Annotated in this window: 15 protein-coding genes and 6 pseudogenes; 19 read left to right on the top strand and 2 right to left on the bottom strand. The window is 58.9% G+C overall.

Annotated features, from left to right (window positions below):
• Positions 1-102 precede the first annotated feature (102 nt).
• From recA to PACILC2_RS17080, 12 genes and pseudogenes are all read left to right on the top strand, one after another.
• A complete protein-coding gene (gene recA / locus PACILC2_RS17030; RefSeq protein WP_062492631.1) occupies positions 103-1,161 on the top strand; it encodes a recombinase RecA in 1,059 nt (352 codons plus the stop codon).
• Between the two features lie 93 nt (positions 1,162-1,254).
• A pseudogene (locus PACILC2_RS29890) lies at positions 1,255-1,677 on the top strand (regulatory protein RecX); the annotation flags it as partial.
• Positions 1,678-1,802: 125 nt separating this feature from the next.
• Complete coding sequence (locus tag PACILC2_RS29445) at positions 1,803-1,943, top strand: hypothetical protein (RefSeq protein ID WP_372447159.1); 141 nt, start codon at positions 1,803-1,805, stop codon at positions 1,941-1,943.
• Between the two features lie 179 nt (positions 1,944-2,122).
• Positions 2,123-3,664 (top strand): ribonuclease Y, encoded by a 1,542-nt coding sequence (gene rny / locus PACILC2_RS17040; RefSeq protein WP_062492633.1) that lies wholly within the window; start codon positions 2,123-2,125, stop codon positions 3,662-3,664.
• An 88-nt stretch (positions 3,665-3,752) separates the two neighbouring features.
• Positions 3,753-4,453, top strand: a pseudogene (locus PACILC2_RS17045) (TIGR00282 family metallophosphoesterase); the annotation flags it as partial.
• A gap of 239 nt (positions 4,454-4,692) precedes the next feature.
• Positions 4,693-4,953 (top strand): stage V sporulation protein S, encoded by a 261-nt coding sequence (locus PACILC2_RS17050; RefSeq protein WP_006286829.1) that lies wholly within the window; start codon positions 4,693-4,695, stop codon positions 4,951-4,953.
• 109 nt (positions 4,954-5,062) lie between these two features.
• Positions 5,063-5,994, top strand: a pseudogene (locus tag PACILC2_RS17055) (dipeptidase).
• 182 nt (positions 5,995-6,176) lie between these two features.
• Positions 6,177-7,909 (top strand): annotated as a pseudogene (locus tag PACILC2_RS17060) (2-oxoacid:acceptor oxidoreductase subunit alpha).
• A 1-nt stretch (position 7,910) separates the two neighbouring features.
• Positions 7,911-8,777, top strand: coding sequence for a 2-oxoacid:ferredoxin oxidoreductase subunit beta (locus PACILC2_RS17065; protein ID WP_062492636.1), 867 nt, complete (start codon positions 7,911-7,913; stop codon positions 8,775-8,777).
• 120 nt (positions 8,778-8,897) lie between these two features.
• Positions 8,898-9,470, top strand: coding sequence for a phosphate propanoyltransferase (gene pduL / locus PACILC2_RS17070; RefSeq protein WP_062492637.1), 573 nt, complete (start codon positions 8,898-8,900; stop codon positions 9,468-9,470).
• A 96-nt stretch (positions 9,471-9,566) separates the two neighbouring features.
• A pseudogene (gene miaB / locus PACILC2_RS17075) lies at positions 9,567-11,125 on the top strand (tRNA (N6-isopentenyl adenosine(37)-C2)-methylthiotransferase MiaB).
• Positions 11,126-11,200: 75 nt separating this feature from the next.
• A complete protein-coding gene (locus tag PACILC2_RS17080; protein WP_062496757.1) occupies positions 11,201-11,701 on the top strand; it encodes a YlbF/YmcA family competence regulator in 501 nt (166 codons plus the stop codon).
• Positions 11,702-11,824: 123 nt separating this feature from the next.
• On the opposite strand, the gene PACILC2_RS17085 is transcribed toward PACILC2_RS17080, so the two are convergent.
• Positions 11,825-12,418: a biotin transporter BioY gene (locus PACILC2_RS17085; protein WP_062492639.1), complete on the bottom strand. Its 594-nt coding sequence runs from the start codon at positions 12,416-12,418 to the stop codon at positions 11,825-11,827.
• A 120-nt stretch (positions 12,419-12,538) separates the two neighbouring features.
• Between PACILC2_RS17085 and PACILC2_RS17090 the strand changes: the two genes are divergently transcribed.
• Positions 12,539-14,938 (top strand): ATP-binding cassette domain-containing protein, encoded by a 2,400-nt coding sequence (locus tag PACILC2_RS17090; protein WP_244863584.1) that lies wholly within the window; start codon positions 12,539-12,541, stop codon positions 14,936-14,938.
• Between the two features lie 142 nt (positions 14,939-15,080).
• Here PACILC2_RS17090 and PACILC2_RS17095 read toward each other — a convergent pair whose 3' ends face one another.
• On the bottom strand, positions 15,081-16,256 hold the full coding sequence (locus PACILC2_RS17095; protein ID WP_062496759.1) for an MFS transporter: 1,176 nt from the start codon (positions 16,254-16,256) through the stop codon (positions 15,081-15,083).
• 207 nt (positions 16,257-16,463) lie between these two features.
• On the opposite strand from PACILC2_RS17095, the gene lepB reads away from it, so the two are divergent.
• The 6 genes and pseudogenes from lepB to PACILC2_RS17125 form a co-directional block, all read left to right on the top strand.
• Positions 16,464-17,045, top strand: a complete 582-nt coding sequence (gene lepB, locus PACILC2_RS17100) for a signal peptidase I (protein WP_062492641.1) — start codon at positions 16,464-16,466, stop codon at positions 17,043-17,045.
• Between the two features lie 85 nt (positions 17,046-17,130).
• Positions 17,131-18,093 carry a DUF4184 family protein gene (locus PACILC2_RS17105; protein WP_213529709.1) on the top strand — a complete coding sequence of 321 codons (963 nt, stop codon included), beginning with the start codon at positions 17,131-17,133 and terminating at the stop codon, positions 18,091-18,093.
• A gap of 118 nt (positions 18,094-18,211) precedes the next feature.
• Complete coding sequence (locus PACILC2_RS17110) at positions 18,212-18,709, top strand: hypothetical protein (RefSeq protein WP_213529711.1); 498 nt, start codon at positions 18,212-18,214, stop codon at positions 18,707-18,709.
• Positions 18,710-18,762: 53 nt separating this feature from the next.
• The gene (locus PACILC2_RS17115) at positions 18,763-19,683 is read left to right on the top strand and encodes a sensor histidine kinase (protein WP_372447160.1); all 921 of its coding nucleotides are present in this window, start codon (positions 18,763-18,765) and stop codon (positions 19,681-19,683) included.
• Complete coding sequence (locus PACILC2_RS17120; protein WP_062492644.1) at positions 19,661-20,347, top strand: response regulator transcription factor; 687 nt, start codon at positions 19,661-19,663, stop codon at positions 20,345-20,347. The genes PACILC2_RS17115 and PACILC2_RS17120 overlap by 23 nt, the downstream gene beginning before the upstream one ends.
• 26 nt (positions 20,348-20,373) lie before the next feature.
• Positions 20,374-23,376, top strand: a pseudogene (locus PACILC2_RS17125) (efflux RND transporter permease subunit); the annotation flags it as partial.

Here is a 23,376-nt window from a genome sequence, read left to right on the forward strand (position 1 = left end):
CGTCGCTTCCGCAAAAAACCGAATGTATGTTCGAAAAAATGCTTGGCAACCGTGGTAAAAAAGAGTATCATAACATTATAAACAGTGAAGGATGTGAGTTGGTTGTCAGATCGTCGTGCTGCGTTGGAAATGGCGCTTCGTCAGATCGAGAAGCAATTCGGTAAAGGCTCCATCATGAAGTTGGGGGAAAGTGCGCAACTGCAAGTGGAAACCGTATCCAGCGGTTCCCTTGCTTTAGATATCGCCCTCGGAATCGGAGGATACCCGAGAGGCCGGATTATTGAAGTATACGGACCGGAATCGTCCGGCAAGACGACAGTGGCGCTGCACGCCATTGCAGAAGTGCAGCGGATCGGCGGACAAGCCGCCTTCATCGATGCGGAGCATGCGCTCGACCCGCTTTACGCCAGCAAGCTCGGCGTCAATATCGACGAACTGCTGCTTTCCCAGCCGGATACCGGGGAGCAGGCGCTTGAAATTGCTGAAGCGCTTGTCCGCAGCGGCGCGGTCGATATCATTATCATCGACTCTGTGGCGGCGCTCGTGCCGAAAGCGGAGATCGAAGGAGAGATGGGCGATTCGCATGTCGGGCTGCAGGCGCGACTGATGTCGCAGGCGTTGCGGAAGCTGTCCGGCGCGATCAGCAAGTCCAAGACGATTGCGATCTTCATCAATCAGCTTCGCGAGAAGGTCGGCGTCATGTTCGGCAATCCGGAGACGACGCCCGGCGGACGCGCGCTGAAGTTTTATTCCAGCGTCCGGCTTGACGTGCGCCGCGTGGAATCGATCAAGCAGGGCAACGACGTCGTCGGCAACCGGACCCGCATTAAAGTCGTGAAGAACAAGGTAGCGCCGCCTTTCAGACAAGCCGATATCGACATTATGTACGGCGAAGGCATCTCGAAGGAAGGCAGCATTATCGACATGGGCACGGAAATGGACATCGTGCAGAAGAGCGGCGCCTGGTTCTCGTTCAACGGCGAACGGCTCGGACAAGGCCGCGAGAACGCCAAGCAGTTTTTGAAGGATCATCCGGACATTGCCGCGACGATCGAGAACCAGATTCGCGAGGCGCATAAGCTGAACGCTGTCGTCACGGACCCGCTGCCTCAGCATCCGACGAAGGAAGAGGAAGAGGCGTTCGAGCTCGATTTTGAATAACGGGCGAATCGAATCTATACGTCTATTCGGAACGGGAGCACCTCTGGCGGGTGCTCTTTCGAATTTGCAGCGGCAGTCGAAGGGGGACGTGAAATGAAGGAACGGCCCGGCGGACACGAGCGGCCCGCCGTCATTACCGCGGTCAAGCAGGACCGCAAAGAGCGTCGCCGCTACCATATTTATATCGACGGCGCCGACGAGGCGGCATTGTCGGTCCATGAAGACATTATGGTCCGCTACCGTCTGTTGAAAGGCCAGACGGTCGATCCCGCCGTCCTGGACGAAATTCGCGGCGAAGACGACAAATACCGCTGCTACATGGCCGCTCTCGTCTATTTAGGCGTCAAACCCCGCACGCGCAAAGAAGTCGAGCGCTATTTGCTGCGCAAAGGGATGGAAGCCGGAGCGGTCGCGCTGACGCTCGACAGGCTCGAACGGGAACGGCTGGTGGACGACCGCGACTATGCCGGCCTGTTCGCCGGCCAGCGGCTGCGGAGCGCGGGCAAAGGACGGCGCCTGATTGTGCAGGAATTGCGGCAGCGGGGCGTGAAGGGCGAGACGGCGGCGGAAGCGGCGGATGCGCTCGATCCGGCCGAAGAACTGGAAGTCGCTCTTGCGCTGGCAGTCAAAAATGGCGGACGCTGCGCGGCGAGCAGAGCGAGCGGCGCCGCAAGCTCGCCCAATTTTTGCTGCGCCGCGGATTTCCGGGCGATATCGTGCGCGAAGCGCTGCGCCGGACTGCCGAAGATGGGGACGACGACTTGCCATGGCTTGACAATTGATTTTCGCAAAAGCTAAAATGAATGTGTATTCCTGCCTTTTGAATCGATTTCACTTCCACAAATTGATTCGAAACGATGAATGTAAGTTATGCAAATGTAAAACGGTATGGAACCCGGCTTAAAACCCCATATCATCCCAAGCGTTTGCCTTGGTGAATGGCAACGAGGAGGTGAACAAGATGCCTGATTGGGCTTGGCTCTTGATCGTTCTCGTTGTTGGCGCGATTTTCTTTGGGATTGGTTATTTTATTCGGAAGTCGATTGCCGAGGCCAAAATTTCGAGCGCGGAGCAAGCCGCCTCCCAGATAATCGAAAATGCGAGGAAGGAAGCGGAAGCGCAGAAGAAAGAAACGGTCTTGGAAGCGAAAGACGAAGTCCACAAACTCCGTACCGAAGCAGAGAAAGACATTCGCGAGCGACGAAATGAAATTCAACGTCTGGAAAGACGCTTGCTGCAAAAAGAGGAGTCGCTGGATAAAAAATTAGAAGCACTGGAACGCAAAGAAGAACAAGTAGCCAACAAGGAGAAACGAATCGAGGAAACCCAGGAGCAGATCGACTCCATTTACAAGCAGCAGCTTAGTGAATTGGAGCGGATATCCGGACTGACGATGGAAGAAGCGAAGCAGATCATTCTGTCCAACGTCGAGCAGGAAGTGCGCCATGAATCGGCTCAAATGATTAAGGAGATCGAACAACAAGCGAAAGAAGAAGCCGACAAGAAAGCGCGCGATATTATTTCTCTGGCGATCCAGCGTTGCGCGGCGGATCATGTGGCAGAGACGACCGTATCGGTCGTGGCGCTGCCGAACGAGGAAATGAAAGGCCGCATTATCGGACGCGAGGGGCGCAACATCCGCGCTTTGGAAACATTGACCGGTATCGATTTGATTATCGACGATACGCCGGAAGCGGTCATATTGTCGGGCTTCGATCCGATTCGTCGGGAAATTGCCCGAACCGCTCTCGAGAAGTTGGTTGCAGACGGACGTATCCATCCGGCGCGCATCGAAGAAATGGTCGAGAAATCCCGCAAGGAAGTGGACGAACGAATCCGCGAATACGGGGAACAGGCGACGTTCGAAGTCGGCGTGCACGGATTGCACCCGGATCTGATCAAGATATTGGGCCGTCTGAAGTATCGAACAAGCTATGGCCAAAACGTTTTGAAGCATTCGATGGAAGTTGCGTATTTGACCGGGTTGATGGCAGCGGAGCTCGGCGAGGACGTTACGCTGGCGAAACGGGCCGGCCTGCTGCACGATATCGGCAAAGCGCTTGATCACGAAGTAGAAGGTTCCCACGTGGAAATCGGCGTGGAACTGGGCAAGAAATACAAGGAGCATCCGGTCGTCATCAACAGTATCGCATCCCATCACGGAGATTGCGAGGCGACGTCGGTTATCGCCGTGCTGGTCGGCGCCGCGGATGCGTTGTCGGCGGCACGTCCGGGCGCACGCAGGGAGACGCTGGAGACGTACATCAAGCGGCTGGAGAAGCTCGAGGAAATTTCCGAATCGTTCGAAGGCGTCGAGAAGTCCTATGCGATACAGGCCGGCAGGGAAGTTCGCGTCATGGTGCAGCCGGACAAGATCGACGACATCGAGGCGTTCCGCCTCGCGCGCGATATAACGAAGAAAATCGAAAACGAGCTCGATTATCCGGGGCATATTAAAATTACCGTCATCCGGGAGACGCGAGCTGTGGAATACGCGAAATAAAGCAGGATAACAATCGGCGGAAAGTGGCTGCGAAAGTCAGCCACTTTTCCCGTCTAACGGAACATAAGCGGAGGAAGAGAAAACAACAATGAAGCTGCTGTTTATCGGGGATATCGTCGGAAGCGTCGGCAGAGCCGCAGTCAAACAGGTGCTGCCGGCGCTGATCGACAAATATCATCCTCATATCGTCATCGCAAACGGCGAAAATGCGGCGCACGGACGCGGCATTACCGCTTCGATCGCGAAAGATTTGTTTACCTGGGGCGTGCACGGCATTACGATGGGAAATCATACCTGGGACAATAAGGACATCTTCGAATGGATCGACGACGAACCGCGCATCGTTCGTCCGGCCAATTTTCCGCCGGGAACGCCGGGGCAAGGCTCCGCGATCATCCGCGCAAACGGCAAAAAGCTGGCGATCGTCAACTTGCAGGGCAGAACGTTTTGCCGCCGATCGATTGCCCGTTCCGCGAAGCCGACGAACAACTGGAACGGGTGCGCAAAGAAACGAAATGCGTGCTGGTCGATTTTCATGCCGAGGCAACGTCGGAGAAAATCGCCATGGGCTGGCATCTGGACGGCCGCGCTTCGCTCGTCGTCGGCACGCATACGCATGTGCAAACGAACGACGAGACGATTTTGCCGGGGGGCACCGCTTATATTACCGATGCGGGAATGGTCGGTTCGCGCGAAGGGGTGCTCGGCATGGAACGAACGGCGGTGCTGTCCAAATTCAAAACGCAGCTTCCGGCCCGTTTTGTCGTAGATGAAGGAAAATGGCAATTCCACGGTGTGTACGCCGAATTGGACGAGACGAACGGCCGGGCGACCGCCATCGAAAAAATCCGTCTGACCGAGGACGAGTGGCTCATCATGTCTTGATCGGCCACTCTTTTTTTCTTTAAATAGTAAGATAATTCAAAAGACTTTGCGAACTCGGATGAAATCAGCAGGAATTTTTTGACCTCTCTCGAATAAAGATTTAATAGTGGATTCCATCCATCATTCCCGAGGAGGTACTTGTCATGGAAGTATTAAAAGTTTCAGCAAAGTCCAACCCAAATTCCGTAGCAGGCGCGCTGGCTGGCGTTTTGCGGGAACGCGGGGCTGCCGAATTGCAGGCGATCGGGGCTGGTGCGTTGAATCAGGCGATCAAGGCGGTGGCGATCGCCCGGGGCTTTGTCGCTCCCAGCGGGGTGGATCTCATCTGTATTCCGGCTTTTACCGATATTGTAATCGACGGAGAAGATCGGACAGCGATCAAGCTGATCGTTGAACCGCGATAACCCAAGATGCCTATACAGAAATGCTCGCGTAAGAAATAGAACCTGTTTACGACCGGTGTAAACAGGTTTTTTGCGCATCATGCCGGACAAACGTCAGGAGGAACGATAAATGATCGATTTTCATTGCGATGTGCTGTGCAAGCTTCTGGACGACGACAGGCTCGATTTTGCCGCCGGATCGGACGGGCTCGACGTGACGTTTCCTCGTCTAAAGGCGGCGGGCAGCCTGCTTCAGACATTTGCGGTCTATATTCCGGAGCGGCAGCATGGCGGCATGACGCCGGTATGGCGCAGCATCGACCTGTTTTACCGCAAAGTGCTGTCCATTCCCGGCATCCGTCTGATCCGGTCGGCCGCCGATCTGGAAGCGGCGGGACGCGAACGGCAGATCGGCGCCCTGCTTTCCCTGGAAGGCGTGGACCGGCTTGACGGCGATCTGACGCTGCTGCGCATCCTGTACCGGCTCGGCGTGCGGGCGGTCGGGCTTACCTGGAACCACGCCAACTGGGCCGCGGACGGCGTGATGGAGCCTCGCGGCGCAGGACTGACGGGCAAGGGGAAGGAGTTTGTCCGGGAGTGCGAACGGCTCGGCATTATCGTCGACGTTTCCCATTTGTCGGAAGCCGGTTTTGGGACGTGTGCGACCTGGCCGGCCGCCCGTTTATCGCCTCACACTCCAATGCCCGTTCCGTATGCGACCATCCGCGCAATTTGACGGACGATCAGATACGGGCGATTATCGCGGTCGACGGGCGGATCGGCATGACGTTCGTCCCCTGGTTCGTGCGACCGGTGGCCCCCGTCACAACGGACGATCTGCTCCGCCATATCGAGCATGTCTGCGCGCTCGGCGGCGACCGCCATATTATGCTCGGATCGGACTTCGACGGCATAGATCGCCATATGGAAGATTTGCGCAGTCCGGAAGATGTATGGAGATTGAAAGAAGCGCTTCTGAAGCGATATTCGGCGGAACAGACGGAACGTTTTTTCAGCGGCAATGCGCTCCGTTATTTGACGGCGATGCTGCCTGCGACATGACATTATGGTCTTCCATCTCGTTCCGGTATCAATTCAATCGAAAAGAATTATCTTAAAAAAACCGATTACGCCTTGCTTTTTACGGTTACCAATCTTAAAATTTATGTGACAATCGAATAGCTTTCATTCAAATAGCTTGTTGTCGAACTATCACCGTTCATCAAAAAGAGGAGATGGGCATTTTGATCAGTCAATTGTCTTGGAAGATCGGGGGTCAGCAAGGGGAGGGCGTCGAAAGTACGGACCGCATTTTTCGACGGCGCTGAACCGGCTCGGATACTATTTATACGGATATCGTCATTTTTCTTCCCGGATCAAAGGCGGTCATACGAATAACAAAATTCGCATCAGCACGAAGCCGATTCGGGCCATCTCGGACGATCTGGACATTCTCGTCGCGTTCGATCAGGAAAGCATCGATTTGAACAGCCACGAGCTGCGTCCGGGCGGCGTCGTCGTCGCCGATGCGAAATTCAATCCGACGCTGCCGGATGGCGTGGACGCCCGGCTGTTTGCCGTGCCGATTACGGCGATTGCCGAGGAGCTTGGCACTTCGTTGATGAAGAACATGGTCGCCTCCGGGGCATCGTGGGCGCTTCTCGGCTTGCCGCTGGAAGTATTCAACAAGGCGGTGGAGGAAGAGTTCGGACGGAAAGGACCGGCCATCGTCGAGAAAAACGTGGAGGCGGTCAAGCGCGGCGCCGAGTATGTGCTCGAGCTTGCCGGAGGTCCCTTGGAAGAGTTCCGGCTCGAGCCGGCCGACGGCCGCCAGAAATTGTTTATGATCGGCAATGAAGCGATCGGGCTCGGCGCTATTGTCGCAGGATGCCGAATTATGTCCGCTTATCCGATTACCCCTGCTTCCGAGATTATGGAATATTTGATTAAGAAGCTGCCGAAATTCGGCGGCACCGTGATTCAGACGGAGGATGAAATCGCCGCCGCGACGATGGCGATCGGCGCGGGATACGCCGGCGTGCGGGCGATGACGGCTTCCGCCGGCCCCGGCTTGTCGCTCATGATGGAGTCGATCGGCTTGTCCGGCATGACCGAAACGCCGCTTGTCATCGTCGACACGCAGCGCGGCGGTCCGTCCACCGGCTTGCCGACCAAGCAGGAGCAATCCGATCTGAACGCGATGGTATACGGCACGCACGGTGAAATTCCGAAGCTGGTTATCGCGCCGGCTTCGATCGAGGACTGCTTCTACGATACGATCGAGGCGTTCAATATGGCCGAGAAATATCAGGTGCCGGTCATCGTCATGACCGATTTGCAGCTGTCGCTCGGCAAGCAGTCCTGTGAAATGCTGGACTATGAGAAAATACCGATCGAACGCGGCAAACTGGTGAAGGACGCGCCGCCGCTTGAGCCGAACGAGTTGTTCAAGCGCTATGAATTTACGGAAGACGGCGTTTCGCCGCGCGTGCTGCCGGGAGAGAAATACGGCCTCCATCACGTGACAGGCGTCGAGCACGATGAGGCCGGCCGCCCGTCGGAGAATGCGCAGAACCGCCAGAAGATGATGGACAAACGGCTGAAAAAGCTGAAAGGCGTCTACATCCGCGAAGCGATCCGCGTCGACGCGCCTCATGAAGCGCCGGATCTGCTGATGATCGGCATGGGCTCGACCGGAGGCACGATCGACGAGGCAAGACAGCGGCTCGCAGCGGACGGCGTGACGAGCAATCATGTGACCGTGCGCCAGATCCATCCGTTCCCGGCCGATTTGCTGCTGCCGTATCTGAAGAGCGCCAAGCGGATCGTCGTCCTGGAGAACAACGCGACGGCGCAGCTCGCTGCGCAAATCAAGCTGCATTGCGGATTTGCCGACAATATCCGCAGCATTTTGAAATATGACGGGACTCCGTTCCTGCCTTCCGAAGTGTACAAAGCTTGCAAGGAGTTGAACTAAGATGGCGACATTCAAAGAGTTTCGCAATAATGTGAAGCCGAACTGGTGTCCCGGCTGCGGCGATTTCTCCGTGCAAGCGGCCATTCAGCGGGCGGCAGCCAACGTCGGTTTGGAGCCCGAGGGACTGGCTGTCGTATCCGGCATCGGCTGTTCGGGACGGATTTCCGGCTATATTAACGCTTACGGCTTCCACGGCATTCACGGCCGGGCGCTGCCGATCGCGCAGGGCGTCAAGCTGGCCAACCGGGAATTGACGGTTATCGCCTCCGGCGGCGACGGCGACGGCTTCGCTATCGGCATGGGACATACGGTTCATGCGATTCGCCGCAACCTGGACATTACCTATATCGTAATGGACAACCAGATTTACGGCTTGACCAAAGGCCAGACATCGCCGCGCAGCGCCGCAGGCTTCAAGACGAAATCGACGCCGGAAGGCTCGATCGAGACGTCGCTGTCGCCGCTCGAAATCGCGCTGTCCGCGGGTGCGACGTTCGTCGCGCAATCGTTCTCCAGCGATCTGAAGCAGCTGACGCTGCTGATCGAGGAGGCGATCAAGCATAAAGGCTTTTCGTTCATTAACGTGTTCAGCCCCTGCGTAACATTCAACAAGGTGAACACGTACGACTGGTTCAAGGAAAACATCGTCAACCTGGATCAGTTCCCGGACTACGATCCGACCAACCGGGTTGCCGCGATGAACAAAATTATGGAAACGAACGGGATGCTGACCGGACTGATCTATCAGGATAAAACGCGCAAATGTTACGAGGACCTCATCCCGGGATTCGCACAGGAAGCGTTGGCGAAGCAATCGCTCGATATTACCCGCGAGCAGTTCGACAATCTGCTTGCCGAGTTCAAATAAACGGGAGAAGCCCGGGCATGCTGCCGAATCGGCCGCATGCTTTTTTGCTGTCGGAAGATGTTTGGCGTATACTGGCGATAGGGTATACTTTACAGGGACAAACGAAAGGATGATCTTTTCATGGCAAAACTTGTACCGGTTGGCGTATCGGCGAGGCATATCCATCTTTCGCGGGAGCATGTGGAGGCGCTGTTCGGCCCGGGTTACGAGCTGACGGTCATGAAGCCGCTATCGCAGCCAGGGCAGTTTGCGGCCAATGAAACGGTGGAGGTTGTCGGCCCGAAAGGCTCGTTCCCGAAAGTGCGGATACTGGGGCCGGCCCGCAGCGCGACGCAGCTCGAAATATCGCGCACCGACGCGTATGCGATCGGCATCGACGCGCCCGTCAGGGAATCCGGCGATATCGCGGGCACGCCGGGGATCACGATCAAAGGGCCAGCCGGCGAACTGACGATCGAACAAGGCGTCATCGTCGCTGCGCGGCATATCCATTTTCATACGACCGACGCCGAACGGTGGGGGATTGCCGACAAGCAAAGGCTGAAGGTGCGCGTTGGCGGCGAACGGGGACTCGTATTCGAGCAGGTGATCGCCAGAGTGTCGCCGGATTTCGCGCTCGATATGCACATCGATACCGATGAAGCGAACGCGGCTGGCGTCCAAAGCGGCGATACGGCCGAAATTATCGGGTAAGCGGCGACCGGCCCGATGCCTCGGAATACCCTTGTGGCGGCCTCCTGCAAAACATGCTATAATTTGATGGATACAACCGGAGGGAAGTGATCAACGTTGGCGAAAGAAACGAAAGATTACAGCAAATATTTCGATTTTTCGGGAGCCAAAGTCATTTCCGAGGATGAGCATGGCAAAAAAATCCGCTTGGGCGGCCGCGATATTCATATCGTATCCGAACCCAATTATCGTCAGGAAAAGCAGCGCGGCAAAGAAGAAGTGAAAGTGCTGTACGACAATGCGGTGCCGGAAGCGCTGCGCACACTCGGAACGAACAAGAAATATTTGATATATACGTACGGCTGCCAGATGAACGAGCATGACACCGAAGTGATGAAAGGGCTGTTCGAGCAGATGGGCTATACGGCGACGGAAGACCGTAACGAGGCCGACGTCATCCTGCTCAATACGTGCGCGATCCGCGAAAACGCGGAGGACAAAGTATTCGGCGAGCTCGGGCATCTGAAGTCGCTCAAGACAGAGAAGCCCGAGCTTATTCTCGGCGTCTGCGGCTGCATGTCGCAGGAAGAATCGGTCGTGAGCCGGATTTTGCAAAAGCATTCGTTCGTCGACCTCATCTTCGGCACGCACAACATTCACCGCCTGCCGGAACTGCTGATGAACGCCATCTTCAGCAAGGAGATGGTGGTCGAAGTGTGGTCGAAAGAAGGCGACATTATTGAGAACTTGCCGAAAAACGGGAAGGGATGCGCGCCTGGGTCAACATTATGTACGGCTGCGACAAATTTTGCACCTACTGCATCGTGCCGTATACGCGGGGCAAGGAGCGGAGCCGGCTGCCGGAAGACGTCATCGCCGAGGTGCGGGAACTGGCGCGGCAAGGCTTCAAGGAAATTACGCTGCTCGGCCAGAACGTCAACGCATACGGCAAAGATTTCACGGACCGCAACTATCGTTTCGGCGATCTGATGAAAGATATTTCGAAAATCGATATCCCGCGCGTCCGCTTCACCACGAGCCATCCGCGCGACTTCGACGATCACTTGATCGAAGTGCTGGCCGGCCGCGGCAATCTGGTGGAGCATATCCATTTGCCGGTACAGTCCGGCAGCACCGCCATTCTGAAAAAGATGAGCCGCAAATATACGCGCGAATCGTATCTGGAGCTTGTGCGCAAAATCAGGGCCGCGATTCCCGACGTCGTGCTGACGACCGATATTATCGTCGGATTCCCGGGTGAAACCGAGGAGCAGTTCGAAGAGACGCTTTCGCTTGTGCGCGAAGTCCGCTTCGATTCCGCCTTCACCTTTATTTATTCGCCCCGCGCGGGCACGCCGGCAGCCGAAATGACCGACGACGTCTCGGCCGAGACGAAGAAGGAGCGGCTGAAGCGGCTGAACGATCTGATGGCCGAATTGAGCCGTGAAAGCAACGAGCGGCTGAAGGGGCAGATCGTCGAAGTGCTTGTCGAAGGCGAAAGCAAAAACAAGGCGAATATGCTGTCGGGACGGACAAGAACGAACAAGCTCGTCCATTTCGAAGGACCGAAGGAATGGATCGGACAATTCGTTCATGTGCGGGTTACGGAGCCGCAGACGTGGTATATCAAAGCGGAGCCGGTCGAGCTTGCAACCGTCCAGGGCGCGGTATCCTAAAGCCGGATGCCGATTGCTGCAAGCCAATTGCTGACGAAAAAACTTTTCTGGCGAAAAGTTTGAGGAGAGATGACGATGACACAATCAAGCGAGGCGCCGGGCAGGGCGCATGAGAAGGAGCATCGGCACGGCCACGGGTCCGCAGGCTGCTCCATTCCGGTTTATCATACCCGGGATTTGATCGTTCGCGAGGATATTATGGCCAAAGCCAAAGAGCTTGCCGAACTGATCTACACGTCCGAAGAGGTGCAGCATTTCCGCCGCGCGGAAAAGCAAATCCAGGCCAATGAACGGGTTCAGGGATTGATCGCCCAAATCAAGAAAAAGCAGAAGGAGCTCGTCGCGTTCGAGACGACGTTCAAAAACGAGAAAATGGTTGCCAAAATCGAGCGCGAGATGGAGCAGCTGCAGGACGAGCTCGACAGCATTCCGATTGTGTCGGAATTTCAGCAGAGCCAATCGGATATCAACTATTTGCTCCAGCTTGTCGTTTCGGTCATTCGCGATACGGTCGGCGAGAAGCTGGAGCTGGAGAATGACAACAGACAGGCCGCTCCCGCCGATTGCAGCGATTGAACGCTTCGGCCGGCATGACGGACAAGCTTCCCTAACAGTACGACCGCCAGTCCCGGAGGGACTGGCGGTCGTTGTTTGTCGGGCGGCCGAATCGTTCCGCCGCGAAGGCGGTTCGCCCGACGGTTATTCCGTTGCGCGCCGGTTGCCGTAACCGCGTACCGCCGGCAAATAAGGCCGAAGGGCAACCGTCAATATCGCCGCGAGCAGCGACTTGATCGCATCGCCCGGCAGGAACGGATAGCAGCTTGCGGCGAGCGCGCGCTCGAGCGAATAGCCGGTGACGTTCATAAACCACGGGACGCCGCCGATATAGGCGAGCGCCGAGCCGAACAGCTCGAAGACGAAAAACAGCGCAATCGCAAGCAGGATCCGGTTGCCGGCGAACTTCTCGCTGCGCAGCAGCCGGGCGGCGAAGAAGCCGATCAGCAGCGCGCAAACCGGAAAGATAAGTATAAAGCCGCCGGTAGGTCCGGCGATATACGTAATGCCTCCCTGTCCGTGCAAGAGCGGCAAGCCGGTTGCGGTAAGCGCGACGACGATGGCGATGCTGGCAAAGCCCGGACCGGCCCCGAGAAAGGCGCCGGCCAGCATGACGGCCAAATTTTGCAGCGTAATCGGAACCGGCGTAAAGCCAAGATCGATTTTGATGGCGCTCATCACGATAAACAATGCGGCAAATAAGGCGATAAATACGAGACGACGAATTTCATGAAACATCGATTCAAAAGCTCCTTTTCCCTATTTTAATTGTTAACCTATTTCGATATAATGTGGTTAACAAATTGGATTTTACCATAGAAACGCTTCATGCGGAAGAGGTTGGAGGAAAAGTTTTTGGTGAAAACGGTAGTAGAGTTGTCTGACGTGACCGTTTATCCGGACGCGCCGGGCGGTACGGAAGGCGGACGCAAGGCGATTGCGAGCGGATTGGATTTGCGGATCGGGAAAGGGGAATGGGTGCATCTCATCGGACCGAACGGCAGCGGCAAGAGCACGTTGGCCAAGCTGCTGGCCGGCTGCTGGCGCGGGAAGGTGGAAGGAAAGGTGAAGCGGGACCCGGAGACGTTCGGAACTGTGGGACGGGTGCCGATTGTGATGCAGCATCCGGAGGCGTCCATCGTCGGCGCGACGCCGTACGAGGATGCGCTTCTGGCAATGGAACGGATTGGTGTGCCGGGCGAACGGATACCGGCGCTGACGGAACGCGCCATGTCCGAAGTCGGGCTCGCGGCTGTTATGCATCGGCATGTGGACCGACTGTCGGGCGGCCAGCAGCAGTTGACCGCGATCGCGGGCGGACTTGTCCAGCAGTCGCCTTTCATCGTGCTCGACGAGCCGACCGCCATGCTCGACCCGAATTCGGCGCAGGCGGTTCATGAGGCGGTGCGCCGTCTTCATGCACGAGGAGCGACGGTCGTATGGGCGACGCAAAAGCTGGACGAACTGCGGCCGGGTGACCGCATCGTGGCGATGCAAGCCGGCCGAATCGCCTATGACGGCGATTTGGCCGGCTTTTGGGGAGCTTCGCCGGGGCAAGGGGCGATCGACCGGATCGGTTGGCGCGATGCGCCGGATAACCGGGAGAACAGGACGCCCGGCATGGCGAGGCCGGAGGGCGGCATGCTGCCGAACCCCCGCCTTGCGCCGGGCGGCGGCTTAAGCGTCAGCGGGCTGCGGATAACAGAGGACGGACGTTCCGGACGCGATCTCGTCGACTGCCGGCGGCTTCATCTTGCCGGCGGAGAAATTACGCTGCTCATCGGCCGCAACGGCGCGGGCAAATCGACGCTGCTCGAAGCGTTGGCCGGGCTGCGGGAACCGGCCGCCGGCCGGATCGATCTGGGCGCGGAGCCGCTGTGGAAGCGGCGGGGCAAGCCGAACCGCCGCGTGCTGCTGCAGCTCGGCATCGCGCCGCAGCGGGCGCATGCCCAATGGTTTTGCGCCACGGCGGCCGATGAGCTGCGTTATTCGCAGCGGGCCGCTGGAGTGGACGGGCCGGAAGCGGCGGAACGGGCGAAGGCGGCGCTGGCGGCGGTCGGATTGCCGCCGGAGACGGCCGGGCGGGATCCGTGGACGCTAAGCGGGGGGCAGCAGCGCCGGCTGGCGCTCGCCTGTCTGCTCGCCTGCGGTCCCGCCTGGCTGCTGCTGGACGAGCCGACGGCCGGCCTGGACGCCGAAGGCGTGTCGCGGCTGCGCGCCGTATTGTCCGCGCATAAGGCTGCCGGCGGCGGCGCCATAATCGCGACGCACGATCCGGACGCGCTGCTGCCGGTCGCCGATCGGGTCGTCGAGATCGACGGCGGCGTCGTCCGGGAGGCGATGCTGGCCGCGGAGTGGGCGAAATCGCGTGCGGACCGCTCTGCGGCCGCGGCGGCTTCGGAATCGCCTGCGGCCGGCGCCGATCCGCAAGCCGCAGACCGGTCCGGGAGCGGCGCCACGGAGTTGAAACGGCGCGGGAGCCGTTCGCCTGGTTCGGTAGTACATGGTTCGGTAGCACAGGGTTCGGTATGGGAACAGTTCGACCCGCGCGCGCTAATCGCCGCGTACCTGCTTGGCGCAGCCGGCCTGCTCATGCAGTCAAGCTGGCCGGGACTGCTGGCGGCGTCGCTTACCGCTGTCGCCGTACTCTATCCGCTGCGCGCGACGCTGCGCCCGTGGATCGGCGCCATTCGCGCTTATGCGCTGCTCGTGGCGATTGTCGCGCTCATTGCCGGCATCCGGCCGCAGCCTTTCGGCGTCGACTGGGACGCGGTGTCGGCGACAGCGCTGCGGCTCGGACGTCTGCTGCCGATTATGGTGCTCGGCCTTCCGCTGGCCGCCTTGGTTACGCCGCTGCGGATGCAGCGCGCGCTCGAGCAGACGTTCGGATTTCTCGGCCGGGTCGGGATACCCGTTCAGCGCATCGCGCTGACCGTGGCGCTTATGTTCCGGTTCATCCCGCTGCTTGCGGCCGAATGGGGGAAATATTCGCGCATCGCTGTCGCCCGCGGCAAATTCGCTTCCAGACCGGGACGGGTGCCGCTGCGGATGCTGCGGTCCGCCATCCTGCCGTATCTGGTCGCGCTGCTGCGGCTCGGCGATCAAGTGGCGGAAGCGCTGGAGGGGAGAGGGTACGGGACGGCCGTCAGGCGCCCGACGTTCGGCTTCCGGCTCAAGCCGGGCCGCCGCGACGGGCTGCTGGTGCTGGCCGCCGCGGCATGGTTCGGCCTGTTGTGGTTCATGGCCCGATGGTTGTAAGCGCAAGCCGCGCCGCTGCCGGCAGCAATCCGGCGCGCAAGCCTCGCCGCCTGCGCGACTCCGAGCGCGAGTTCGCCGCATGAAGGCGGTTAACCGCACCGCATGCCGCCTGCGACCGGCGCTCATGCCGCGACGCTGCCGGTTACGATCCGGCGCTCATGCCGGCCGATGCGCCGCTTGAGCCCGGCCGGCTCCAGCGGGCGGCGAGCATCGCCGCCGCCGCTCCGAGAACGGCGCCCAGCCAGAAGCCGCTCGTCAGGCCGAAGCTGTCGTTCAGCCATCCGGCCAGAAACGGTCCGGCGAACATGCCGACCGAATAGACCGCCTGATAAAATCCCATTGCCGTCGCCCGTTCCGGCAGATCCACCTCCTGAATGGACATGCCGAGCAGAAGCGGGAAATGGAGCCCTTGCGCGAAGCCGTTCAGCGCCTGCGTCGCCATCAGCCAGCCGAGGGACGGCGAAAAGGCGATGGCCGCCGTAAACAGGGCGCTCAGAGCGAACCCGGCCATCACCGTCTGCCAGGAGCCGAGCCTTGGCGCAAACCATCTGGCACTGAACAGCGACGTGAAGGCATGCGGAATCATGAACGCGAAAACGACGTACGTCAGCTCCAGGCCGCCCGCTCCGAGCTGTTCCGCTTTCAGCGGCGTAAATCCGAACATGGTAATAAACAGAATGCTGTGCGCGATAACGGACAAGAGCGACACTTTGACAAGCAGCGGCTTGCGTACGACGCTGCCCAGCTTGGCGAATGAAACGGCCGGCCGGTCGGCTTTTTCCCGCGGTTCCCGAATGGCAGCCGCCAGCAGCAATCCGATCAGGGCGGCCGCAAAGCCGGCGCCGAACACCGCACCCCAGTCGAACCTGTCAGCCAGCACCCCGCTGAGCGTCATCCCAATCAACTGCCCCGACGCGGTCATAAAGCTGATGCGGCCCATCGCCCGCGTCGCATCCGCAGCGGTGAAATAGGAGGCGTACAGCACCGTAAAGGCGACCCAGGTGGAGGCGCACACACCGGCCATCAATCGGCCCGCCAGCGGTCCGAGCCATCCGGGCAGAAGAAACAGCAGGCAGCTCGCCGCGCCGGTCGCCATGCCGATCAGAATGAACGGCTTCCTCCGGCCGATTTTGTCCGAAAGCATGCCGAGCGGAAAGCGCACGACAATTTGCACGAAACCGTAGCTGCCGAGCACCAGTCCGATCATTTGCATCGAAAGCCCGCGCTCGTCGAGAAAAAGCGATAAAACCGGCACGTAGACGTACAGACTCATCCAATAGATTACGGTTACCGCGATAAACAACACGTGATCGAACATCGTCGTTTTTTCAACGTTTCAGAACTCCTTCGGCCATTGAAATGAGATCGCTTTTATTACTCTACCGCACCGTCCCCGTATTGTCACTCCCCCGCAATTCCCGTATTCGGCCGATACAGGGAGACATCCGGAAATTGGAACTTTACAGGCGGCTCAATCGTATTAAGGATATCGCATGTACGATTTTGAACAAGGAGGAGAGGGCTTGTGCATCCATTTTCCGGTGGCCGATCGGACCGCTCGCCGGGCCGTCCCGCCGCAGCCGGCAAGCGCTCGCGGTGGCGCAAGGAATTGAAGGAATGGGCCTTGACGCTTGGCGTCGCGGTTGCCGCATCGCTGCTGATTCAAAATTACGCGGTGGCGCAAACGGTAGTCCGGAACGTTTCGATGCAAGATACGCTCGTCGCCGGGCAGCGGCTGATCGAAGACAAGCTTTCCTACCGGTTCGTGGAACCGAAGCGCGGCGATATCGTCATCATCAACGGGCCGGAAAGCGAGCTGCGGCTTGTGAAACGGGTCGTTGCCGTCGCCGGGGACACGATCGAGATCAAGGACGGCAGGCTCGTGCTGAACGGCATTCCGCAGCAGGAACCTTATGCGAAAGGAAGGACGCTGCCGCTAGGCATGGAGCTTCCGTATACGGTCCCTGAAGGCCATGTTTTCGTCATGGGCGACAATCGGGAGCATAGTATGGACAGCCGCGAGTTCGGACCGGTTGCGCTGTCGAGCCTGGAAGGCCGGGCGGTATTCCGGCTGTGGCCGCTTTCGCAATTCGGAGCTCTGGATTGACAGAGGAAGCAGCCGGCTTCGGTCCCGGCAGTCCGGCTTTCCGGTTCCGGCCGTTCGACTAATTTGACTTAGGGGGACTCGCGCGATGCCGTTCACTTTCTCCCATGCCGCATTGGCCGCCCCGCTGCGCAAGCTTGCGCCCGGTCTCAATGTGACGGGCCTTATTCTCGGCAGCATGGCGCCGGATATGGAATACTTCGTCGCCCTGCAGGCCGTCGGCACCATAGGCCACTCGACGGCGGGCTTCGCGCTCATCGGCGTACCGCTTTCCGCCGCGTTCGCGCTTGCGTTCCATCTTGTCATCAAGCCGGCGCTGCCTTCGCTGCTGCCGGCCATCGGCGGCATCGACCGGTTCGCAGCGGCGGAAGCTGCGCGCTACCCGCGGCGCCGCCGTTCGTTTCCGCGGCAGATTGTCGGCTTCCTCGTTTCGCTCTACGTCGGCTTTCTGACGCATCTGTTTTTTGACGGCTGGACGCACCGTACGGGCTGGTTCGTATCCCGCATTCCTTATTTGAGCTTCAAGGCGGCGGGGGGAGAACCGGTCTATCATTTGCTCCAATACGGATTGTCGCTGCTCGGGGCGGCGATTGCGTTTTTTTATTTTACATACCGCTGGTCCGAATGGCGGAGAAGATCCGTCCGCAGGACGGACGCGGCAGCGGCAGCCTCGGCTGCTCCCGCCGTCTTTCCGCTGATCGGCGCAGCCTCCGCAGCGTTGCTGCTGTGGCGGAAGCTGGAGACATCCATCGACCCGCTGGCCGTCAACATCTGGTTTGTCACCCCGTTCTCCGCTACACTGTTCGGGTTGTTCGTGGCGGCCGCGCTGCTGACGGGACGGCGCCGCGGCAAGCTGGCGCAGACAGCGGCCGGACTCGTCATGCTCCTTTTCGTCATGGCCGGCTATCAGCTGGCGCAAGAAGCCGCCGCCGATAGGCTGCTGCTTCATCCCCGGCTCGATCTGGCGCTCTGGATCGCCTACTTGTGGGGGTTCTCGGGGGCGATTGCCGCCGTTTCCCTGCTCGCTTCCGGGACGGCCGCCCGCCGCTAACCCTTCGTTGTATCCGGCCGATTCATTCGTTTATACTTTTGTAAGAAACGGTTAGCAATCTTGTTAGAATTATCGTTTATGATAAAAATATTGCGCAACCAATAGCGAGGATGATGCGATGTCCATCCGTAAAAAACTGTATGTCTCGTATCTGGCCATGGTCATCGTTCCGTTTCTGTTCCTGATCTCGCTGTCGCTCTTCGTGCTGTTCGTCGTCAACGACGGGAATTGGCGCCAGGCGTTCATGTCGGCCAATGAGCTGGAATATCGTCAGGCGCTCGTGTTCGGGGAGATGGACTACGTACTTCGCCGCGATACCGAGCTGTACCGCGACAAAACGTACCTCGATGACGTGCAGCGGCGGCTTGCCGGGCTGTTCGCCGGGCTTGTCCTTTTTCAAGACGGGAAAATAGCCGCCGTATCGCCGTTTTGCAGAACCTGTCCCCGGAGCAGAACTGGTACCGTTTCATCGATAAGCCGCCCCAGAAGGTTAAGCTCGGGGGTTACCGGTTCCGGGTGGACCGGGCGGTTTACGATTATCCGGACGGCAGCGCGGGAGTGGCGGTGCTGTTTCGCCGGATCGACGTTGTGCCGGTTTATATCCTTCATGTTTTGAACATCGTCGGTCTGGCGGTCATTACGCTGACCAGCGCCATTCTGACGTATTGGATGTCGAGGAGCATCATCCGGTCGCTGGACAAGCTGAAGGCCGCCGCCGAACGGATGACGGAGGGGGATCTGAACACGCCGATCGAGACGGCGGCGTTGCCGAATGAAATCGGCGAAGTCGGCAAGGCGTTCGAGCATATGCGGCGCCGGCTCAAACATTCGATCGATCAGAGCCTGCAGTACGAGGAGAACCGGAAACTGCTGCTGTCCCATATCTCGCACGACTTGAAAACGCCAATCACCTCGATCAAAGGCTATGTCGAGGGGATTTTGGACGGCATCGCGAATACGCCGGAAAAACAGGAAAAATATTTGCGCACCGTCTATCGCAAAGCGAGCGACATGGACCGACTGATCGACGAACTGTTTCTGTATTCCAAGCTCGATCTTCACGCCGTGCCGTTCGATTTCCGGGTCATCGATTTGAACGGATACGTGAAGCAGATCACGGAGGAAATGCGCTTCGATCTGGAACGGGAAGGCATCGTGCTCGTCCCGCCGAAGCGCGGGAAACCTCTCCCGGTCATGGCGGACCCGGAGAAACTGAGCCGCGTATTCGCCAACATCCTGGATAACAGCCGAAAGTATATGGGCGCCCAGGACAGCGGGGCCGACAAGCGCATCGAGATCGAGCTGACCGAGGAGGGCGCATACGCCCGCGTCGATATCCGGGACTCGGGTCCCGGACTTGCGGAAGAGGCGGTGCCGTACCTGTTCGACCATTTTTTCCGCGCGGACAGCTCACGCAGTCCGGACACGGGGGGCAGCGGCCTGGGGCTGGCCATCGTGCGGCAAATCGTCGAAGGCCATGGCGGCAAGGTGACGGCGGCCAATCATCCGGAAGGCGGACTCATCATTTCGTTCACGTTGCGCAAAACCGGAGAGACAGGGGGAGGTCATGAAACGGATTCTGATCATTGAAGACGATCGTTCGATCGCGGAGCTGGAACGGGACTACCTGGAAAGCCACGGCTTCGAAGCCGATATCGAGACGAGAGGCGACGCCGGGCTCAAGCGGGCGCTGCAGGCGGAATACGACTTGATCGTGCTCGACGTCATGCTCCCGGGAATCGACGGCTTCGACATATGCCGTCAAATCCGCCAGCGGAACAATATTCCGATTCTTCTCGTTTCGGCCAAAAAGGATGAAATCGACAAAATTCGAGGACTTGGTCTCGGCGCAGACGATTATTTGACCAAGCCGTTCAGTCCCGGCGAGCTGGTCGCCAGGGTAAAGGCTCATCTGTCCCGGTACGAGCGGCTGACCGGCGAGAAGACCGGAGGCGAACGGATCAGTATCCGCGGTTTGCTGATCGACAAGCCGGCGCGCAAAGTGACCGTCAACGGTGAAGAAGTGCCCCTGACCGGCAAGGAGTACGATCTGCTGCTGTACATGGCTTCGCATCCGAATCGGGTGTTCGAGAAGCACGAGCTGTTCGAACGGGTCTGGGGGATGGATTCGGCCGGGGATATCGCCACGGTCACCGTCCATATCCGCCGATTGCGGGAAAAAATCGAAATGGAACCGTCCAACCCCCAATATATTGAAACGATATGGGGCGTTGGTTATCGATTCAAAGTATAGACGAGAGATAAAGGAGTGGAGCCGAATTGAAAAGCGTTATCCGATTTTCGCTGAACAACAAATTTGCATTATGGATCATGACGTTTATCGTCACCTTTGCCGGTCTGTACGCGGGATTGAACATGAAGATGGAGACGATGCCGGACATTACCGTGCCGATCGTCAACGTGACGACCGTCTACCCCGGCGCGGCGCCCGAAGAAGTGGCGGCGAACGTGACGGAGCCGATCGAGCAGCGGGTGCGCAATCTTGACGGCGTCACCGTCGTTTCATCGCAATCGTTCGAAAATGCTTCTTCCATTATCATCGAGTACGATTATGACAAGGACATGGAAAAGGCGCAGCGCGAGGTCGACGAGGCGCTCGCTTCCGTTCAACTGCCGGAAGGAGCGGGCGAGCCTTCGATTTCGCGGCTCAGCCTGAACGCCTTCCCGGTGCTGTCGCTCAGCGTTTCGAACGACAAGCAAAGCTTGCAGGAGCTGACCCGTACGGTCGAGGAACGGATCGTGCCGGCCATCCAGGGGCTGGAAGGCGTCGCCGACGTCCAAATTTCCGGTCAGCATGTGCAGGAGGCGGAGCTTGAATTCAAAGCCGACAAGATGAAGGAGCTGGGGCTTAACGAGGATGTCGTCAAAGGCATCGTGCAAGGCTCGGTCATATCGGCCCCGCTCGGCATCTTCGAATTCGGGAATACGGAGAAGGCGCTGCTTGTCGACGGCAGCATCGTCACCGAGGAAGATCTCAAAAACATCGAAATTCCGGTCATTCCTTCCGGCGCTGCCGGGCAAGCGCAAGGCGGCATGGCAGGACAGCCGGGAGCCGGTGCGGCCGGAGTCCCCGGCCAGGGAGCCACAGGCGGCGCGCAAGGAACCGTTCCCGGCGCGGAAGGCGGACAAGGCTTGGCCGGAGCGGCCGCCGGGGCGCCATCCGGCGCTGCAGGCGCGGCCGGTGCTGCAGGCGCGGCCGGTGCGCCGGCCGGCGGCCAAGCAGCCGCACCGGGAGGTGCGGGAGCCGGGCTCGCGATTCCGACAGTCAAGCTGAGCGAAATCGCCGATATCCGCGTCGTCGGCAAGGCCGAATCGATTTCGCGGACGAATGGGGAAGAATCGATCGGACTGGCGATCGTGAAGGCCGCAGACGCCAATACGGTCGCAGTCGTCAACCTCGTCAAGGACGAGATGCAAAAGCTGTCGGAAGAGATTGACGGGCTGACCGCCGTTTCCGTGTTCGATCAGGGCAAGCCGATCGAGGAGTCGGTCGAGACGATGATGAGCAAAGCGCTGCTCGGCGCCTTGTTCGCCATCATCATTATCCTGCTGTTTTGCGCAACTTCCGCTCGACGATCATCGCGGTCGTTTCGATTCCGCTTTCGATCCTGATCGCGTTGCTTGCGCTCCACCAGTTGGACATTACGCTCAACATTATGACATTGGGCGCCATGACGGTGGCGATCGGACGGGTGGTGGACGATTCGATCGTCGTCATCGAAAATATTTACCGGCGCATGTCGCTGCCCGGCGAGAAGCTGAGCGGCAAGGAGCTGATGCTGGAAGCGACGCGGGAGATGTTCGTCCCGATTATGGCTTCGACCATCGTTACGATCGCGGTCTTCCTGCCGCTCGGTCTCGTGTCCGGCCCGATCGGCGAAATTTTCATGCCGTTCGCGCTGACGATCGTCTTTGCCTTGCTGGCTTCGCTGCTTGTGGCCATCACGGTCGTGCCGATGCTGGCCCACTCGCTGTTCCGCAAAGGGCTGCAGGGCAAAAAACAGAAAGCGCACGACGAGGACGGGCATCAAGGTAAGCTGGCGGGCTGGTATAAAAGCGTGCTCCGATGGTCGCTCGATCATAAAGCGATCGCCTTCGGCACAGCCGTCGTGCTGCTCGTCGCCAGCCTCTCCATCGTACCGGTTGTCGGCACCAGCTTCATCGACAGCGGTGCGGAGAAATCGCTCATGATCACCTACAATCCGGCGCCCGGCGAAACGCGGGATCAGGTCGAGCAATTGGCGCTGGACGCGGAGGCCAAGCTGCTCGTGCGCGAAGGGGTCGAGACGCTGCAATATTCGGTAGGTGGGCAAAATCCGTTCAGTCCGGGCGCATCCAAACAAGCGCTGTTCTACCTGAATTACGATCCGGATTTTCCCGATTTTGCCGACGAACCGGCCCGGGTCGTCAGCTTGCTGCAGGAGCTTGGCGGAGAGGGCGAGTGGAAAATATGGACTTTGCCGGCGGCGGACTTAGCGGCAACAGCCTCTCCCTGCTCGTCTACGGCCCTGACATGGAGACGTTGAAACCGGTCGTCGCCGATATCGTCGAACGTCTGAAAAAGAATGAATCGCTCGCCAACGTCGACTCGAGTCTGTCCGAGGCGTACGGGCAGTACCGCGTCGTCGCCGATCAGGCGAAATTGAGCCGGTACGGGCTGACTGCCGGCCATATTGCGATGGCGCTCAGTCCGGAGCGGGAACGTCCCGTACTGACGACGATCGAGAAGGACGGCAAGAAGCTGAACGTTTACCCGAAAGCCGATGAAAGAACTTATGCCGGTCTGGACGATCTGAAAAACGTCAAAATCCAAACCCCGCTCGGCATGGAAGTATCGCTCAAGGACGTCGCAACGATCGAGGAAGGCGAATCGCCGAACACGATTACCCGCCGCGATGACCGCGTCTATGCGGAAGTAACGGCGGAAGCGAAGGTGAAAGATATCGGCGCCGTCTCCCGGGAAGTGCAGTTGATCGTGGACGAAATGAATCTCCCGGGCGGCATTTCCGTCGAGATGGGCGGCGTGACGGAGCAGATCAACGAATCGTTCACCCAGCTCGGCCTGGCGATGCTGGCCGCTGTCGCGATCGTTTACCTGATTCTCGTCATTACGTTCGGCGGCGCCCTGACGCCGTTCACGATTCTGTTCTCGCTGCCGTTTACGGTCATCGGGGCGCTGGTCGGCCTGTTGATCGCAGGGGAAACGATCAGCGTAACGGCAATGATCGGCATGCTGATGCTGATCGGCATCGTCGTCACGAA

Origin of the sequence: Paenibacillus cisolokensis, from assembly GCF_018403665.1 — a bacterium.
Lineage (GTDB): Bacteria > Bacillota > Bacilli > Paenibacillales > Paenibacillaceae > Paenibacillus_AH > Paenibacillus_AH cisolokensis.

What these genes read in the sequence shown, in the direction of transcription:
- rny (WP_062492633.1), top strand. Translation starts at nt 2,123, where the DNA reads ATGCCTGATTGGGCTTGGCTCTTGATCGTTCTCGTTGTTGGCGCGATT.
- PACILC2_RS17050 (WP_006286829.1), top strand. Translation starts at nt 4,693, where the DNA reads ATGGAAGTATTAAAAGTTTCAGCAAAGTCCAACCCAAATTCCGTAGCA.
- PACILC2_RS17065 (WP_062492636.1), top strand. Translation starts at nt 7,911, where the DNA reads ATGGCGACATTCAAAGAGTTTCGCAATAATGTGAAGCCGAACTGGTGT.
- pduL (WP_062492637.1), top strand. Translation starts at nt 8,898, where the DNA reads ATGGCAAAACTTGTACCGGTTGGCGTATCGGCGAGGCATATCCATCTT.
- PACILC2_RS17080 (WP_062496757.1), top strand. Translation starts at nt 11,201, where the DNA reads ATGACACAATCAAGCGAGGCGCCGGGCAGGGCGCATGAGAAGGAGCAT.
- PACILC2_RS17085 (WP_062492639.1), bottom strand. Translation starts at nt 12,418, where the DNA reads ATGTTTCATGAAATTCGTCGTCTCGTATTTATCGCCTTATTTGCCGCA.
- PACILC2_RS17095 (WP_062496759.1), bottom strand. Translation starts at nt 16,256, where the DNA reads ATGTTCGATCACGTGTTGTTTATCGCGGTAACCGTAATCTATTGGATG.
- PACILC2_RS17105 (WP_213529709.1), top strand. Translation starts at nt 17,131, where the DNA reads ATGCCGTTCACTTTCTCCCATGCCGCATTGGCCGCCCCGCTGCGCAAG.
- PACILC2_RS17110 (WP_213529711.1), top strand. Translation starts at nt 18,212, where the DNA reads ATGTCCATCCGTAAAAAACTGTATGTCTCGTATCTGGCCATGGTCATC.
- PACILC2_RS17115 (WP_372447160.1), top strand. Translation starts at nt 18,763, where the DNA reads ATGTCGAGGAGCATCATCCGGTCGCTGGACAAGCTGAAGGCCGCCGCC.
- PACILC2_RS17120 (WP_062492644.1), top strand. Translation starts at nt 19,661, where the DNA reads ATGAAACGGATTCTGATCATTGAAGACGATCGTTCGATCGCGGAGCTG.